The sequence below is a fragment of the Streptomyces sp. NPDC003300 genome, assembly GCF_040610915.1.
Lineage (GTDB): Bacteria > Actinomycetota > Actinomycetes > Streptomycetales > Streptomycetaceae > Actinacidiphila.
This window is the reverse complement of sequence record NZ_JBEXNE010000005.1, coordinates 277,070-293,321: the sequence shown is the minus strand read 5'-3', so window position 1 is coordinate 293,321 and position 16,252 is coordinate 277,070. Positions and strand designations below refer to the sequence as shown.

Sequence of the window (16,252 nt, the reverse complement as noted above, 5' to 3'; positions counted from 1 at the left end):
ATGTCGAAGATCATCCTTACCAACGAGGTCAGCGGCCTGGGTGCCGCGGGCGACATCGTCGATGTCAAGCCGGGCTACGCCCGCAACTACCTGATCCCGCGTGGCTTCGCCATCGCGTGGACCAAGGGTGGCGAGAAGGACGTCGAGCAGATCCGCCGCGCCCGCCGCATCCGCGAGATCCACTCGCTGGACGACGCGAACGCGGTCAAGGCGCAGCTCCAGGGCGTCAAGGTCCAGCTCAGCACCCGCGCCGGTGACACCGGCCGGCTGTTCGGCTCGATCACCCCGGCCGACATCGCCGCGGCGATCAAGACCGCCGGTGGTCCGGCCGTCGACAAGCGTCGTCTCGAGGTCGGTTCGCCGATCAAGACGCTGGGCGCGCACAAGGTGACGGTGCGGCTGCACCCCGAGGTCGAGGCCGTCCTCGACCTGGAGGTCGTGGCCGCGTAATCGCGACCGCTGTGTTCCACGTGGAACAGGGAGGGCCGGGCACCCCGATTGCGGGGGTGCCCGGCCCTTCGTCGTTCCGGGGTTCCGGGGGCGGCGGGCGCTGTGAGGTCTGGCCGCTCGCTGTGAGGTGTGTCGGCGGGCGGCTCGGGCTCTCAGCGAGTGCCTTGGGCTCCTCGGCGGGCGGCTCGGGCTCTCAGCGGGCGGCGCCCGTGACGATCCAGCGGCCGGAGCGGGCCCGGAGCCACAGGGCGGCGAGCCGGGTCAGCATCATCAGGGTCATCGCCCACCAGAGCGCGGTCAGCCCCCACCCCAGGGCGGGCACGGCCAGCGCGGCGGGCGCGAAGACGGCCAGCGTCCCCAGCATCGACCAGGCGAGATACGGCCCGTCGCCCGCGCCCATCAGCACGCCGTCCAGGACGAAGACGATGCCGCAGACCGGCTGCGCCACCGCGACCACCAGCAGCGCGGACGCCAGCGCGTCCCGTACGGCCGGGTCCGAGGTGAACATCGGCCCGATCAGCGGCCGGGCCAGCGTCACCAGCAGCCCCAGGACGACCCCGCAGGCCACTCCCCACTCGATCATGCGGCGGCAGGCGGCGCGGGCGCCCTCGGGGTCGTCCGCGCCCAGGTAGCGGCCGATGATCGCCTGTCCCGCGATGGCGATGGCGTCCAGGGCGAAGGCGAGCAGGGACCAGACGGTGAGGGTGATCTGGTGGGCGGCGATCTCGGCGTCGCCGAGCCCCGCGGCGACGGCGGTGGCGATGAGCAGGACGGCCCGCAGGCTGAGGGTGCGGACGAGGAGGGGGACGCCGGCTCGGGCGCAGGCGCGTATGCCGGCGGGGTCGGGGCGCAACAGGGTCCACAGGGCGGAACGTGCACCCGTACGGGCGTCCGTCGCGGGGTCGTGTGGCGCGGGGTCGTCTCGCGGCGCGAGGTGCCGCGTCGTGTCGTCCCGCGTCGGGAGGTGCCGCGCTGTGGCGTCCCGCGCCGTGTCGTGCCGCGTCGGGAGGTGCGGCTTGGCGAGGTGCCGCTTGGCGCCGCGGATCACCACCCACACGTAGACGGCCGCCATGCCGTTCTGGGCGATGACCGTGCCCCACGCGGAGCCCGCGATGCCGAGTCCGGCGCCGTAGACCAGGCCCGCGTTGAGCCCCGCGTTGGCGGCGAATCCGCCGACCGCCACGTACAGCGGGGTGCGGGTGTCCTGGAGGCCGCGCAGGACGCCGGTCGCCGCCAGCACCATCAGCATCGCGGGGATGCCGAGCGAGCTGATCCGCAGATACGTGGTCGCGTACGGTGCGGCGGTCGGCGACGCGCCGAACAGGTCGACCACGGCCGGGGCGGACGGGAGGACGACGGCGATCACCAGCGCGCCCAGCAGCAGCGCGAGCCAGATGCCGTCCACGCCCTGGCGGATCGCGGCGGGCAGGTCGCCCGCGCCGACCCGGCGGGCGACGGCGGCGGTGGTCGCGTACGCCAGGAAGACGAAGATGTTGACGGCGGTGGTGAGGAGCGCGGCGGCGACGCCGAGACCCGCGAGCTGGGCGGTGCCGAGATGGCCGACAACCGCGCTGTCGGCCATGACGAAGAGGGGTTCGGCGACCAGCGCGCCGAAGGCGGGGACCGCGAGGGCGAGGATCTCCCGGTCGTGGCGGCCCCGGGTGGGCGTGCGGGGGGACGAGGCCGGATCCTTCTCCACTGCGGGCTTGGCGACCGGATTCACATGCACAGGGTAATCGTCCACAAGTAAGAGGTAAAGGCCCCCCTCGACTATTACGGGTGACTGCGTAGAGTGATCTCCTCCGCGTTGTTTGTGGCGATCTTGGGCCGACCGTGAATTTTTTTCTCCTGCACAGGCTATGGATGGAGAAAGGCCAGGTCAGAGCCGTTCCCTTGAGTAGATTGTCAGCTTGTCCACAGCGTCGTCCCAAGGGCTGTACACAGGTTGGGGCCACTTCTCCACAGGTATGCCGCCGCCGTCCACACCCCCTGTGGATAACCGGGTTGGTCAGGGCCGCCGAGAGCCCTACCGTGGACCGTCCCCCGACGCGCCGCGAGCGGCCCCGGGTGACTCAAATGTCGGCGCCGTGCCGTAAGAAAGAGCCGTGCCCCACGAACGCGTGGCACGTAACGGGGTGCGGTCGAACGCGGTCGAACGGTCCGCAGGGACGGGAGGAGGTGGCGCGGATGAGCCAGCCCGAACCCGCGGACGAGCACTGGGGGGAAGCACCCCCGGAAGCCGGTCCGAGCGACCGGCCCCCCGTCACCCGCTTCCGCAAGAAGAACGGCAACGACGACAGCGACAGCAACCGCTGGTCCGAGGGCGGCGGCGGCTTCGAGCGCGTCCCCCCGCAGGACCTCGACGCCGAACAGTCCGTCCTCGGCGGCATGCTGCTCTCCAAGGACGCCATCGCCGACGTCGTCGAAGTCCTCAAGGGCGCCGACTTCTACCGCCCCGCCCACGAGACGATCTACGCGGCGATCCTCGACCTCTACGCCCGCGGCGAGCCCGCCGACCCCATCACCACCGCAGCCGAACTCACCAAGCGCGGCGAGATCGCCCGCGTCGGCGGCGCCCCCTACCTCCACACCCTCGTCAACGCCGTCCCCACCGCGGCCAACGCCGAGTACTACGCCGAGATCGTCCACGAACGCGCCGTCCTGCGCCGCCTCGTCGAAGCCGGCACCCGCATCACCCAGATGGGATACGCCGCCGACGGCGACGTCGACGAGATCGTCAACAACGCCCAGGCCGAGATCTACGCCGTCACCGAACAGCGCACCTCCGAGGACTACCTCCCCCTCGGCGACATCATGGAGGGCGCCCTCGACGAGATCGAGGCCATCGGCTCCCGCAGCGGCCAGATGTCCGGCGTCCCCACCGGCTTCACCGACCTCGACTCCCTCACCAACGGCCTCCACCCCGGCCAGATGATCGTCATCGCCGCCCGCCCGGCGATGGGCAAGGCCCTGGCGCTCGACACCCCCCTGCCCACCCCGACCGGCTGGACGACGATGGGCGCGGTCCAGGTCGGCGACCACCTCCTCGCCGCCGACGGCACACCGACCCGAGTGGTCGCCGCCACCGACGTCATGGTCGGGCGTCCTTGCTACGAGGTCACGTTCTCCGACGGTACGAAGGTCCTGGCTGACGCGGACCATCAGTGGCTCACCTGGGACCGGAACACTCGCGAGGCATTCGACCACGCGAGGCCAGAGGCCCCCTCCTACCCGGACAACTGGCCGTCCTGGTCTCCCTCACGGTCATCCGCCGGCACCAAACCCGGCAGGACCGCGGGAGCCGTCCAGCAGCAGTGGAATCGTCCAGAACCCGAGAGCAAGGCAGTCAGGCCGCGCAGCACCAGGGAGATCGCCGCAACGGTCCGTGCGCTGCACGAGAACAATCACGCGATCCCGGCCACGAGGGCTCTCGTCGGCCCTGAAGTCGATCTGCCCGTCGATCCGTACGTGCTCGGCTACCTCCTCGGAGACGGCGATACCGCCGGAAGCGGGCGTGTCGCCTGCGATCCACAGGACCGCGACTGGCTGATCAAGGAGTTCGACGCGGCGGGGTATGACGCTCGTCGGCACAGCAGCACCGGCCACTTCGGTGTGCGTGGGCTGAGGGACGCGTGGAGCCAGCTCGGTGTGTCCGCTGGCAAGCGCATCCCGGCCGGGTACCTGCGCGCGTCCTTCGACCAGCGTCTGGCGCTGGCGCAGGGCATGGTGGATTCGGACGGGACCGTCGATGGCGACGGGGCCTATCGGTTCACGAACACCCATCGCGACCTGGTCGACGGATTCTGTGAGCTTGTCGTCTCCCTCGGTTGCGTCCCGCGGGTTCACCACCGCACCGGGCGTACCAGGGCCGGCGTGATCGGCGCGGACTCCTGGGACGTCATCGTTCCGACGAATCTTCCTCTTGCCCGGATTCCGCGTAAGGCGAGTTCCGCTCGAGAGCAGTGGAAACGCGAGCAGGTCACGCGGTACATCACTTCCGTCACCCCGGTCACGAGCGTCCCGGTCCGCTGCGTGCAGGTGGACAACCCGGACCACCTGTACCTGGCCACCCGCTCCATGGTGCCCACCCACAACAGCACGCTCGCGCTGGACTTCGCGCGGACGTGTTCCATCGCCAACAAGATGCCCAGCGTCATCTTCTCGCTCGAAATGGGGCGCAACGAGATCGCGATGCGGCTGCTGTCCGCCGAGGCGCGGGTGGCGCTGCATCACATGCGGTCGGGGACCATGACGGACGACGACTGGACGAAGGTGGCCCGGCGGATGTCGGACGTCACCGAGGCGCCGCTCTACATCGACGACTCGCCGAACCTGTCGATGATGGAGATCCGCGCCAAGTGCCGTCGCCTCAAGCAGCGCAACGACCTGCGCCTGGTCGTCATCGACTACCTCCAGCTCATGCAGTCGGGCGGCTCGCGCCGCCCCGAGAGCCGTCAGCAGGAGGTCTCGGACATGTCCCGTAACCTCAAGCTCCTCGCCAAGGAGCTCGAAGTCCCGGTCATCGCGCTCTCCCAGCTCAACCGTGGCCCCGAACAGCGCACCGACAAGAAGCCCATGGTCTCCGACCTGCGCGAATCCGGCTCCATCGAGCAGGACGCCGACATGGTGATCCTCCTCCACCGCGAAGACGCCTACGAAAAGGAGTCCCCCCGCGCGGGCGAGGCCGACCTGATCGTCGCCAAGCACCGCAACGGCCCCACCGCCACCATCACGGTCGCCTTCCAGGGCCACTACTCCCGCTTCGTGGACATGGCCCAGACCTGACCGGGGACGCTGTGGGATCCCAGGTCCCGTGTCCTTTTCCCACCGGCGATGTCCACCGCGTGGCCAATAGGACAGGGGGATGGGATTCATGCCCCGTGAGCGAGCAGTTCCCCTCTTTGTGTACGGGACCGCCCCGTTCAGCGTCTGCGTGCGTGGCTGGGGCTGGACCCCGGCGTTACGCGGCCAGCGGGGCCACCTCCGGAAACGCGGGGTTGGTGGTCCGATGGGTACAGCGGTGGCCGCGCCGGTACGGCAGAGTGTCCGGCGTGGTGACGAGTCCGTGGTGGAGGACCTGGAGTGGCCGTCGGTGCCGCTCGGGCTGCTGCGGGAGGCTCGGCCGTGGCGGATGTTCCGCTGGTACAAGGGGCAGCAGCACTATTCGGGCACGTACTGGTCGGCGACGGTGGGCGACCACGTGATCTACGAGTCGCGGCTGGAGCTGGGGCGGCTGCTGTTCGCCGACTTCGCCCCAGAGGTGCGGCACATCATCGCCCAGCCGTTCATGCTCAAGGCCGACGTGGATGGCAAGGTTCGCAAGCACATCCCGGACTATCTGCTGGTGACGGACGACGGGCCGGTGGTCGTGGACGTCATAGCCGCGTCACCGGCTTGAGAAGCCGGAGATCGCGTTCAGCGCACGTCTGGCCCCGTTGGTGTTCCGGCTGGCAGCCACCCCGCGCAGTTCGTTGGCTCAAAAGCGCAGAGAATGGCCACGTGACCATATTTCGCTGCGCCAACTGCCGACAGCCTCTAACGAACGACTTGGTAGCAGGAGAGCCAGTCAGGGGCCCCGAGCGGCATCCGAGCCACGAGGTGGTCCCACCCCGGATGGCCCCAGGAAACTTCAAGGTCAACTTCGATGCCAGCCTCTTGATCCTTCACCCGGACGACGCTCCGGGGACTGCGGTTCATACCGATCCGCGGCGTCTCGCTGGTTGCTGCGGACTCGCCGGCCAGGACGGACCTAACCTCATGTGTATTGGCTGCGGTGTTGAAGTCGCCACCAAGGAGTCCGACTGCTGGACCGACAATCTTGTGGCGCTTATCGCCGCTGCAGTGACCGGCGAGCCCGAGGTGTTGTAGGCCTGGAACGTTCGACGGCCTCCCGAGGCATGGCGGCTGTGGATGATGATGCGGTGACGAACATCAAGGACGACCACATAAAGGTCCACTTCCGGCTGGAGACAGATGAGGACGGCTGGCCGCCGGTGAGTGTGGAGAGCCTTTGGGCGGTAGACCGTCGGCGACGGCACCGTGCGCTTGGAGTCACCGCTGCATGGAGGGCCACAGCCGCAGCATGACCGCCTTCTGGGCGGCGAGTCTTCCTCCCACTCCGCCGGGCAGCCTAGGTAAATGACACGGAACTGGGATTCCAGCGGATGACATGGCGTGGGATGCCCGAGAACTGACCAGGTCAGAGGCGCGGCAGATGACACCGGCCGTGGGAACCTACAACGCTGTAGGGTCTCAGATTTCGTGTCGGAATCTCACGGTCGATGTCGGATGGAAGTCGGATCCGACATCGACCGTGAGACACCGCAGTTCAGCGGAGCGCGGTGCCTGCAGGGGTGCCGGGTGTTCGTAGAGTCGCTCGGCCGGCCGAAGAAGTGGAGGAAGCATGCGGGTCGCCATTGACGGGGCACAGATCGGAAGCCACGCGGACCTGCACCGGCTTCTTGCCGGGCCTCTGGACTTCGGTCCGTACTACGGGCACAACCTGAGCGCTCTGTGGGACCGTCTGAGCAAGGATGTTGAGCGCCCAGTCGAGATTGTCTGGGAGAACGCAGCAGTCAGTCGTGACCGCATGGGCGATGAAGCGTTCGAGGCAATCGCGTCCGTCCTGGTTCGAGCTGCCGCGGAAGACGAGTCGAACGCGCCGAACGAGAGGCTGACCGTGCGTTTCACCTGATGTGGAGTCCGGCGGCCGGCGCCGCCTGCGACTTCCGACGTGGAGCTGAGACGCTGAGCGTCCGACACAGCGTGAGACGGCGGATGGGGCCGTAGGTCATGCCCTATCGAGGGTGATCGCCCGGTTCGGCACGGAGGTGGTGCCGCGGCCGAGCCGGGCAACCGTGTTCCGGATCCTCCGAGAACTGGAGGGCCGCCATCCGCTGTTCCGGCTGAGCACGAAACGGAATCGGGACATCGCCGGCCGATCGGAGGACCGTACGGGAAGCTGCGGCCCACGCGGCCGGGCGAGTACGTGCTGATGGACACCACGCGGCCGGACGTGTTCGCGCTCGACCCGGTGACACTGCGGTGGATGCAGGCGGAGTTGACTGTTGCGATGGATTGGTACACCCGCTGCATCATCGGTTTGCGGGTGACTTCGGTTTCGACAAAGGCCATCGACGCGGCCTGACCGTCCGTGAGCCTCTTCGTGGGCGGCGGGTGGCGGGGGCGGGGTTGGTTATGGGGTGGGCGGGGTGTGGTGGTAGAGGGCTACCAGGACGCCGTGGACGGGCTGGGATTCGGTGTTTTCGGGGGTCTCGTCGACGAGTTGGGTGAGGGTGTCGCCGAGGTGTTTCGCCTGGGCGGGGCTGAGGCGGAGGTGGCGGAGGGTCAGGTGGGGGGCGACGGGTGAGCGGTCCAGTTCGTGGGCGACGGCGGCGAACATCGCGGCGGTGCCTGCCGCTTGGGGTTCGGCGACGAGCATGCGGCGGGCCGTGCGCTGGTAGGAGTGCTCGGTGCCGCCGCGGACCTGGCGGGTCTCGGCGATGTGGACGAGCCCGGCCTCGCGGAGCACTTTGAGGTGGTGGGCCACGTTGCCCTTCTTCGCGTCGAGTTGGGCCGCGAGCCGGCTGACGGTGGCGGGCCGCTGGCCCAGGGCGAAGAGCAGCCGCTGGCGCAAGGGGTGGGAGAGCGCCGCGAACTGCTCGGGCGCGCTGATCTCCAGGACGTCCTCGGGAGGCGGCGGGTAGGTCGGCTGATCGGACATACCGAAAGTGTCTAAAGTCTTTGACGCTTTCGCAAGGACGGTGCTCTACTCCCTGCCATGACGATTCCGACGAACCTTCACCCGGCCCCTGTCATCGACGAGACGGCCCGGCTGCTCACCGAGCACTACGTCTTCCCCGAGACGGCCGAGCAGCTCGCCGCCCTGCTGCGACGGCGTCTCGCCGAGGGCGCGTACGGCGTCGACGACGCCGAGGAGCTGGCCCGGCTGGTCACCGCGGACCTCCAGTCCGTCAACGGCGACCGGCACTTGAGGCTGAAGCACCACGCCGACCCGGTCTCCCCGGAGCAGGGGGCGGCCGGCCTGGCCGCCATGCGCCGGGACTTCGACACCTCGCTGGGCGGTGTGCCCCGGCTGGAGCTGCTCGACGGCGGCGTCGCCGTACTGACGCTTGGGCCGATGCTGTTCCCGCTGGAGTGGGCCGCGGAACCGCTGGGCGCCGCGCTCACCCTGGCCTCCCGCGCCCAGGCGCTGATCGTGGACCTTCGCGCCAACCGGGGCGGCGACCCGGACACGGTCGCCTTCGTGTGCAGCTACCTGCTGGACGAGCGCACCCACCTCAACACCATGTACTGGCGCGGCGATGAGCGCGGCGATGAGCGCGGCGATGGGGGTGGCGATGAGCGCGGCGGCGAGCGCAACGGCGAGCGCGGCGAGCAGTCCTGGAGCCTGCCCCACGTCCCCGGCGCCCGCTTCGGCGGCAGCGGCCCGGTGTACGTGCTGTCCAGCGAGAGCACCTTCTCCGCCGCCGAGGAGCTGGCCTACGACCTGCAACAGCTCGGCCGCGCCGTCGTCGTCGGCGAGCGCACCCGCGGCGGCGCGCACCCGTGCAACGGCTGGACCGTACACCCGCACCTGGAGGCCACCATCCCCGTGGGCCGCGCGGTCAACCCCGTCTCCGGCACGAATTGGGAGGGCACCGGTGTGCGGCCGGACGTCCCCTGCGCCGCCGCCGACGCCCTGGACCGCGCGCACGCGCTGGCCCTCGCGCGACTGGCGGGCTGAGCCCTGCCGGGCGGTCAGGCCGGTTGGAAGAACGCGAGCATTCTCCGGCCGGCGTCGGGCGACGTCAGGATGTCGTGGACGCGGGCCGACTCGCGGGCGGCGGCGCCGGTACGGGCGAACATCTCGTGTTCGTACTCCGCGACGGCGCGGGGGATGTCCTCCGGGTGCGCGGCCAGGGCGAGGCCGAGGAGGGCGCCGTCGAGGAGGGCCATGTTGGCGCCCTCGCCGACCGGTGGCATCAGGTGGGCGGCGTCGCCGATGAGCGTGACGTCCGGTGTCGACGGCCAGGTCAGGCCGACCGGGAGGGTGGTGATCGCCCGTGGCACGACGGTGTCGTCGCAGGCCGCGATCAGGGCGGTGAACCGTGGGTGCCAGCCGGGGAGCAGGTCGATCAGGCGCGCCCGGGCGGCGGCGGGGTCGTCGAAGGGGATCTTGCTGGTGACGAACCAGTCCTCGTCGGTGTTGTAGAAGCTCAGGCCGATACGGACGCGGCCGTCGCCGTTGCGCTGTGCGGCCAGCGACAGTCCGCCGCCGAGCACCCAGTAGTTGCCGCGCCCGACCATGGCCGCGAGGTCGGGGTGCGTGCGGTCGATGTCGGGGATGCCGAGCTCGACGATGTTCTGGCCGATGTGCGCCGGGCGAGCGTGGGTGAGCAGGGGGCGGACCCGGGACTGCGCGCCGTCCGCGCCGACCAGCAGGTCGTACGTCGTACTGCCGCCGTCGGCGAAGCGCAGCAGGCCGTCGGCGGCGGAGGTGAACGCGTGGCCCCAGCGCACCGTGTCCTCGGGGAGGGAGTCCAGCAGCAGGTCGCGCAGATCGGCGCGGTCGACCTCGGGGCGGTCGAGCGGGGCGTCCTCGGGGGTGTCCTCCTGGAGCAGCAGGGTGCCGTCCGGTTCGAGCAGGCGCATGTCCTGGCCTTCGCCGCGGGCTATCGCGTGGAATCGGTCGATGAGCCCGGCCTCGCGCAGCGCCCGCTGCCCGGAGTGGATGTCGAGCATGCCGCCCTGACCGCGCGCGGCGCGTGACGCCTCGCGTTCGTACACGACGGCGTCGATGCCGTTGACGTGCAGCACGCGGGCGAGGGCCAGGCCGCCGAGGCCGGCCCCGACGATGGCGACGGCCGCGGCCGCGGTCGCAGTCGGGCTCGGGGTCGGGGTGGTGGTCGTTGGCATGGGTGTCCCCTTCGGTTCCTTTGATACACCGTACGAGTCGATACACTGTATCGTGACAATGCGATGTACCGTATGCGGCATGTTGGTGTGGGAGCGGCCGGAGCCGCCGAATCGACCCGTACCGGCCCCCCTGGACCGGGAGCGGATCGTCCGCGCCGCGATCGAGCTGGCCGACGCGGACGGCCTGGACGCGGTGTCGCTGCGCAAGGTCGCCACCGCGCTGGGCGTCGGACCGATGCGGCTGTACGGCTACATCGAGAGCAAGGACGAACTGCTCGACCTGATGGTCGACGCGATCCACGCCGAGATGCGGCCGGTCGGGGACACCTGGCGGGAGGTCCTGCGCTCGCTCGCCGAGACCACCCGGCAGGCCGCCCACGACCACGAGTGGCTCGCCGACCTGCTCGGCGGCCGGCCACAACTCGGCCCGCACGCGCTGGCCAGGGGCGAGGCCGTCGTCGCCGCACTGGACGGGGTCCACGTGGACGCCGTCATGCCCGTGGTCACCGCGGTCGACGCCTACGTGACCGGCGCCGTCCGCCGCGAGATCGCCGCCCGCCGCGCGGAGCGGACCACGGGCCTGGACGAGAAGCGCTGGCAGGCCGCACTGGGCCCCTACCTGGAACGCACCTTCGCCACCGGCCGCTTCCCCGCCCTGTCCACCGTGATCCACGACGCCGCCCACCTCGACGCCGACCACACCTTCCGCCTCGGCCTCGACTTCCTCCTCGACGGCATCGAGGCCCACATCTCGCGCTAGGGCCGGCGCGGGCGGCGCGTCTTGAGCGCGGTCTCGAAGCTGCGGACGCAGGCGTGGTCGCCCCCGACCGCGATGCTCACCGGGGAGGTCCCGGCCCCGGCGCCCCCGCGGGAGGGCACCGGAGCCGGAACGGAACCGGCTAGGTGGCCGTCCAGACGAACGTCACCGGTGCGGACGCCGCAGCCGAGGACGTACGGGCGGTGACCGTCACCGTGTACGTACCCCGCTCAGTGGCCGCGCCCGTGAACCGCCCCGCCGAGCTGAGCGAGATCCCCGGCGGGAGACCGGTCGCCGAGAAGGCCGTGCCGCTCGGGGCCTTCCGGTCCAGCGCCCAGTCCACCGCCGTGTGCAGCGGGCTGCTCATGCCGTGCGGATTGGGCACGGCGTACGAGGCGTCGCCGCCCCCCACCCGCGCCGCGGCCGCGTTCACCTGCGTCGGCACGCTGAGCGTGCCGCTCAGCGGGAGATTCCGCGACGAGTCCCCCACCAGGATCTGGTAGCTGCCCGCCGCCGTCGTCCACCCGTTGGTGCCGGTGTTCCAGTACGCCAGGTCGTGCGTGGACACCGTGAAGGTCAGCGTCTGCGACTGGCCCGGATTGAGCGTGACCCGCTGATAGCCGCGGAGCTGGTGGACCGGCTCGCCGGTGGAGGCCGGGTCGCCCACGTAGAGCTGCGCGACCTCGGTACCCGCCCGCGTCCCGGTGTTGGTCACCGTCGCGCGCACGGTGGCGTTCCCGCCGGACAGCGCGCCGACCTGGAGCCCGGAGAAGGAGAAGGTGGTGTACGACAGGCCGAAGCCGAACGGATACAGCGGCTCGATGTTCTGCGCGTCGTACCACTTGTAGCCGACCTTCAGCCCCTCGCTGTACTGCACCGTGCCGTTGGTCCCCGGCCACTGCGCCGGGGTGTGCGCGGGCACGTCCGCGAGCGACTTCGGGAAGGTGACGGGCAGCTTGCCCGACGGGTTGACGTCACCGAAGATCAGCGCCGCCATCGCCGTGCCGATCTGCTGGCCCGGATAGAAGCCCTCGAAGACGCCCGCGACCTGGTTCAGCCACGGCATGTTGATCGCCGAGCTGTTGTTGAGCACCACGATGGTGTGCGGATTGGCCGCCGCCACCTGGGCGATCATGTCGTTCTGGTTGGTCTGGGCGTTGCCGACCGGCGGCAGGTCGAGCGTGGTGGTGTCGTGCTCCTCGTTGCCGTAGTTGTCGCTGGCGAAGACGATCGCGACATCGGAGGAGCGGGCCAGCGTGACCGCCGACGCGAGATTCGACGCGTCGTTGTACTGCACGGTGGTGCCGGTGCCCGCGACCCGGTTCTGGATGCCGGTGATCGGCCAGACCGTGCCGGAACTGGTCACCGTCGCACTGCCGCCGCCGATGGACTGCACGCCCGCGCCGCCGTCCCAGCCGATCACCGCGATCGAGTGGGTGGTGGCGGTGGACAGCGGCAGGATGCCGTTGTTCTTGAGCAGTACGGTGCCCTCCTCCGCGCCCTGGAGCGCGGTCGCCACATGCGCCGGGGTGGTGACGACGGCGTCCCGCGAACCGCTGGGCGCCTTGTCGAAGAGGCCGAAGGCGAAGAACTGCGTCAGCAGCCTGCTCACCATCGTGTCCAGTGTGGCCTGGCTGACCGTCCCGTTGGCGACCGCCTGCGCGAGGAAGTCCGCGTAGAAGTAGCCGTTCGGCATCTCCACCGTCAGACCGGCGTTGGCGGACTCGACGGTGGAGTGCGCGCCGCCCCAGTCGCTGGTGATGAAGCCGCCGAAGCCCGCCTGCTGGTAGAGCCCGACGTTCATCAGCGCCGGATTCTGGCAGGCCGGTACGGAGTTGACGACGCTGTACGCGCACATCGCCGCCGCCGGCGAGCCCTGCTGCACCGCCGCCTGGAACGCGGGCAGATACAGCTCCTGCATGGTCCGGTTGTCGACGACGACCGTCCCCGCCGGATTCTCGATGTTGTAGACGGCCACGTGCTTCATCTCGGCCATCACACCCTGGCTCTGGATGCCCCGGATGTCGGCCGCCGCCAGCCGCCCGTTGAGGTACGGGTCCTCGCTGAACGTCTCGAAGGCCCGGCCCCAGCGCGGGTCGCGCACGATGTTCAGCGTCGGGCCGAGCGCCACCTGCACACCCTTGCCCGCGAACTCCGCGCCGATCGCCGCGCCGTACTGCTGCTCCAGCGCGTCGTCCCACGTCGCCGCGGACGCGTTCGCCGACGGCATCTGCGTGACGCCGCCGAGGCCGTCACCGACACCGTGCGGCCCGTCCTGGAGGCCGATGTTCGGGATGCACAGCGACGGTACACCGGTGATGTTGCCGATGTACGGCGTCGCGTTGTTGTTGCCGTGCAGGATCGAGACCTTCTGCGCGGTGGTCATCTGCGCCATGACCTGCTGGACGCGGGTGGCCACCGGAGCCGTGGAACCGACCCACGGGCAGTTGCCGTTGCCCCCGCTCGGCGGCGGGGAGGTCGTACTGCCACCGGGCGTCAGGATCGTGAACTCCCACAGCGAGTAGCCGTACTGCGTCGCCCGCTGCGTGCCGTACATCCGCACATAGCGGCCGGTCGCGTTGAACGACAGATTCTCGGTGCCACCGGCCCCGGTCGTCGTGGAATACGCGTTGTTCCACGTGGAACCATCGGTCGAGACCTGGATCTGATACGCCTTCGCGTACGCCGTCTCCCACGTCAACTGCGCGCCGCACAGCGTCTGCGACGAGCCGAGGTCGACCTGGACCCACTGCGGGTCGGAGGCCGCGCTGGACCAGCGGGTGCCCGCGTTGCCGTCGAAGGCGGCGGAGGCGGGGGTCCCGGCGTTCTCGGTCGAGGACGCGGTGGCGGGCCTGCCGAGCGCGGCGGTCGTGGTGCCGCAGGTCGCCGGGGGCGTACCGCCGCCGGAACCGCCGTAGACCTGGAACTCCCAGAGCGAGTAACCCCATTGGGTGGCGCGCTGGGTGCCGTACATCCGCACGTAGCGGCCGGTACCGGTGACGCTGAGCGTCTGGATGCCGCCGGTGCCGGTGGTGGTGGAGTAGACGTCGGTCCAGGCGGTCGCGTTGTCCGAGACCTGGATCTTGAAGGCTTTGCCGTACGCCGTCTCCCAGTTGAGGACGACCTGCGTGATCGGCTGCGACGAGCCCAGGTCGACCTGGAGCCACTGCGGATCGGACGCGGCGCTGGACCAGCGGGTACCGGTGTCACCGTCCACGGCGGCGCTCGCGGCGAACGCGTCCTGGACGGATGACGCGGTCGCCGGCTTGCCCTGCGAGAGCAGGGTCGGCGTCGCCGCGTGCGAGGAGGTGGGCGCCAGGGACAGATACGCCGAGGCGATCAGCACCAGCGCCATCAGCAGGACGCCCTGCGGTGACCGTGCGAGAGGGAACCGGAAACGTTTACGGTGCGCGGAGAGCCCTCGTGGGGTGACCCTCATGTGTGCTCCTACGTGTCTACGTGTCGGATGACGGCTCGCGGAAGCCCGCGAGCACGGGCGCGAGAGGTGAGAAACCGACAACGAGGGCACGTACCGCCGTCCTTGCGGAGATCCGCGCGTGGCGAGCGCGCGGCCACGCACGTGACAAGCACGTGACAAGCACGCGGCCAGCGTGCGGCGAGGTGCGCCGCGTACGCGCGAGCCTCCGGTTGGGGGGTGGACGTCGGTGGTGCCCTGCTGCGGTGTGCGGCACCGACCCCGGTCTCGCGGCCACGATCGGCGTTCGTGCGCGGTGCGGCTGTGCGGAGGTGCGGTCGTGCGCGTGCGGTTGGTACGGCGGTGCGGTCGTGCGGCGCCCGAGGGCGCTGTCCCGCCGCCTCGCCGGACGGCTGTGAGAGCGCTCTCTGGCCGACGTGATGTCTACGCCTGGCGAAAACCGCTGTCAAGGTTCCGCGCAGCCGTGACCGGACGGCGCCGCTTTCTTCAAGCGGGCCCAACGCGGGCCGGGGGCAACGGGGTTGCGAAGTACCGCCGTGGCGGGCACGGCCGGGCGCGGCGGCGAGTGGGATCGTAAGGGGATGGACGACAACGACGACGTCGGTGGTGGCGTGAGCGGAGACGGCCGGGACGGCGACGGGAGCGGGGCGGCCGGCGGCGACGAGGGCGGGACCGGCGGCGTCGGCCGGTTCAAGGTCGAGCTGGAGGGCGTACCGGAAACGCTGCTGTGGAATCTGTACCACCGGGCCGCCGAGGCCCGGCGGCCGGGGGCGCGGCTGCTGGACGACCCGCTCGCGGTGGAGCTGGTCGACCGTATCGACTACCCCTTCGAGCGGTTCGGCGGCTCGGGCATGGCGCAGTGGCACGCGCTGCGGGTGCGGTGCCTGGACAACGAGGTACGGCGCTTCGTCGCCGAACACCCCGACGGCACGGTGGTGGCGCTCGGCGAGGGCCTCGAAACGCAGTTCTGGCGGGTGGACAACGGCCGGGTGCGCTGGCTGACGGTGGATCTGCCGCAGACGGTCGAGGTCCGAGACGTTCTGCTTCCGGACGATCCGCCACGGCGCCGTTCGCTGGCGCGCTCGGCGCTGGACCTGGGCTGGATGGACGAGGTCGACGACTCCGAGGGCGTACTGGTCACCGCCCAGGGCCTGTTGATGTATCTGCCGCCGTCCGACGTGAAACGCCTGATCGCCGCCTGCGCGGAACGTTTCCCCGGCGGCTGGATGCTCTTCGACGCCCTCCCCCGGGGGATGGTCGCCCGCAGCCAGGCCCAGGCCGACGACCGGGCCCGGGCGGACGCCCAGGCGCGGGCCGAGGCGCGCAGGGACGCGGACGCGGGCGGGACGGGGCCGGAGGCGGGGACGGAGGCGGGGCCGGACGCGGGGCCGGACGCGGGGCCGGACGTGGGGACGGAGGCGGGCGGGAGCGCGGCGCGCCCCGGCTATCGCGCGCCGCGCTGGCTGTGGGGCATGGACGGCAAGGAGTACCGCAAGGTCGCGACCGCCTCGCCGCGCATCGCCGAGGTCCGCAGCCTGCGCCTGCCGCGCGGTCGCGGCCCGTACGCCATCGCGCCCGTCTCGCATCTGATCCCGCTGCTGCGCGGGATGCGGATGTCAATTGTGTCGCTCCGCTTCGGCACCGCCGATTACCGTAACGGCGACCGTCCGTAGGGGAGTCCAGGTCGGCCG

At 70.6% G+C, this 16,252-nt stretch carries 11 protein-coding genes and 1 pseudogene; 8 read left to right on the top strand and 4 right to left on the bottom strand.

What is annotated here, in order from left to right; translation table 11 throughout:
• Positions 1–450, top strand: a complete 450-nt coding sequence (gene rplI, locus ABZX65_RS10340; RefSeq protein ID WP_355336647.1) for a 50S ribosomal protein L9 — start codon at positions 1–3, stop codon at positions 448–450.
• A 193-nt stretch (positions 451–643) separates the two neighbouring features.
• Here rplI and ABZX65_RS10335 read toward each other — a convergent pair whose 3' ends face one another.
• Positions 644–2,149, bottom strand: a complete 1,506-nt coding sequence (locus ABZX65_RS10335; RefSeq protein ID WP_355336770.1) for an MATE family efflux transporter — start codon at positions 2,147–2,149, stop codon at positions 644–646.
• Positions 2,150–2,313: 164 nt separating this feature from the next.
• Here ABZX65_RS10335 and dnaB point away from each other — a divergent pair, with 164 nt between their 5' ends.
• The 4 genes and pseudogenes from dnaB to ABZX65_RS10315 all read left to right on the top strand — a co-directional run.
• A complete protein-coding gene (gene dnaB, locus ABZX65_RS10330) occupies positions 2,314–5,235 on the top strand; it encodes a replicative DNA helicase (RefSeq protein ID WP_355336646.1) in 2,922 nt (973 codons plus the stop codon).
• Between the two features lie 223 nt (positions 5,236–5,458).
• Complete coding sequence (locus ABZX65_RS10325) at positions 5,459–5,848, top strand: TnsA-like heteromeric transposase endonuclease subunit (RefSeq protein WP_355336645.1); 390 nt, start codon at positions 5,459–5,461, stop codon at positions 5,846–5,848.
• A gap of 1,005 nt (positions 5,849–6,853) precedes the next feature.
• A complete protein-coding gene (locus ABZX65_RS10320) occupies positions 6,854–7,144 on the top strand; it encodes a barstar family protein (protein ID WP_355336644.1) in 291 nt (96 codons plus the stop codon).
• Positions 7,145–7,250: 106 nt separating this feature from the next.
• Positions 7,251–7,588: pseudogene (locus ABZX65_RS10315) on the top strand (transposase); the annotation flags it as partial.
• A gap of 57 nt (positions 7,589–7,645) precedes the next feature.
• Here the strand turns inward: ABZX65_RS10315 and ABZX65_RS10310 are convergent.
• Entirely contained in the window at positions 7,646–8,173 is a 528-nt protein-coding gene (locus tag ABZX65_RS10310; RefSeq protein ID WP_355336643.1) for a winged helix-turn-helix domain-containing protein, read from the bottom strand.
• A gap of 57 nt (positions 8,174–8,230) precedes the next feature.
• On the opposite strand from ABZX65_RS10310, the gene ABZX65_RS10305 reads away from it, so the two are divergent.
• Positions 8,231–9,196, top strand: a complete 966-nt coding sequence (locus tag ABZX65_RS10305) for a S41 family peptidase (RefSeq protein WP_355336642.1) — start codon at positions 8,231–8,233, stop codon at positions 9,194–9,196.
• Positions 9,197–9,210: 14 nt separating this feature from the next.
• On the opposite strand, the gene ABZX65_RS10300 is transcribed toward ABZX65_RS10305, so the two are convergent.
• Positions 9,211–10,368 carry an FAD-dependent monooxygenase gene (locus ABZX65_RS10300; protein WP_355336641.1) on the bottom strand — a complete coding sequence of 386 codons (1,158 nt, stop codon included), beginning with the start codon at positions 10,366–10,368 and terminating at the stop codon, positions 9,211–9,213.
• 79 nt (positions 10,369–10,447) lie between these two features.
• On the opposite strand from ABZX65_RS10300, the gene ABZX65_RS10295 reads away from it, so the two are divergent.
• A complete protein-coding gene (locus tag ABZX65_RS10295; protein ID WP_355336640.1) occupies positions 10,448–11,128 on the top strand; it encodes a TetR/AcrR family transcriptional regulator in 681 nt (226 codons plus the stop codon).
• Between the two features lie 139 nt (positions 11,129–11,267).
• Here ABZX65_RS10295 and ABZX65_RS10290 read toward each other — a convergent pair whose 3' ends face one another.
• A complete protein-coding gene (locus ABZX65_RS10290; protein ID WP_355336769.1) occupies positions 11,268–14,480 on the bottom strand; it encodes a discoidin domain-containing protein in 3,213 nt (1,070 codons plus the stop codon).
• Positions 14,481–15,142: 662 nt separating this feature from the next.
• Between ABZX65_RS10290 and ABZX65_RS10285 the strand changes: the two genes are divergently transcribed.
• Positions 15,143–16,234: a class I SAM-dependent methyltransferase gene (locus ABZX65_RS10285; RefSeq protein WP_355336639.1), complete on the top strand. Its 1,092-nt coding sequence runs from the start codon at positions 15,143–15,145 to the stop codon at positions 16,232–16,234.
• Positions 16,235–16,252 lie beyond the last annotated feature (18 nt).